Raw genomic sequence first — 698 nt, 5'->3', positions numbered from 1 at the left:
TTGACAGCCTCAAACAGCTTGGGCTGGTTCTTCTTAACCTGAGCGACGACATGACCCTTTTTCTCGCTGATTTTTTCCAGCGTTTCACGCTGACAGTGGAGAGCGTCTAGTGTGATGACTCCACCCTTGATCTCCAGTACTTCGAGGATGTCCCGAACAACTGGGATCTCTCCGCGCTTGGTTGCAGTCGGCTTTTGAGCCAGTACTAATCCATTGGTGGCATCATACGCCGTCACCATCTGTAGAGCCGTTTTGGAATCGTTACGATAGGAGCCTCTGAGGACTTTACCATCCAAGGCAATGACAGTTTTCCCTTGCTGCTCTCGGTGCTCATTGACCCAGTTCATCAAGGCCAAAAGCAGAGTTTCTGCGACAACAGCACGAAGGATCCGAGCAATGGTGTGACGGCGTGGTATCCCAGCTTCGAACGGACGATACTGCCTGAGCCAGCCCAATTTCGAGTCACCATAAGTTTCGATATCTCGCCAACCCTCGGCACCAGCCATGATGGCGCTGATAACCAAAAACATAACGTCAACAAGGTCATGTCTCTGGTTGATGTCTGAGCGGTTATCTTCAATAACGGTGAGGTGTTCAATCAGGGTCATTTGGGGGGGATCTATGATGACGGAGAGCCCGATTAGATCACAGCAGATCGCTGGTATCAACTTCCATTAACAAAGTACGATCCCGCCCTG

The 698-nt window shown here is 50.7% G+C and carries 1 protein-coding gene; it reads right to left on the bottom strand.

What is annotated here, in order from left to right:
- Positions 1-608 (bottom strand): ISAs1 family transposase (locus ABEA08_RS09460; RefSeq protein ID WP_345335057.1); only part of this gene is annotated, 608 nt, incomplete at its 3' end.
- Positions 609-698 lie beyond the last annotated feature (90 nt).

It is taken from the genome of Ferrimonas pelagia (assembly GCF_039543565.1).
Classification (GTDB): Bacteria; Pseudomonadota; Gammaproteobacteria; order Enterobacterales; family Shewanellaceae; genus Ferrimonas; species Ferrimonas pelagia.
Note: the sequence above shows the minus strand (reverse complement) of the source record. Positions and strands in the feature narration are given on the sequence as shown.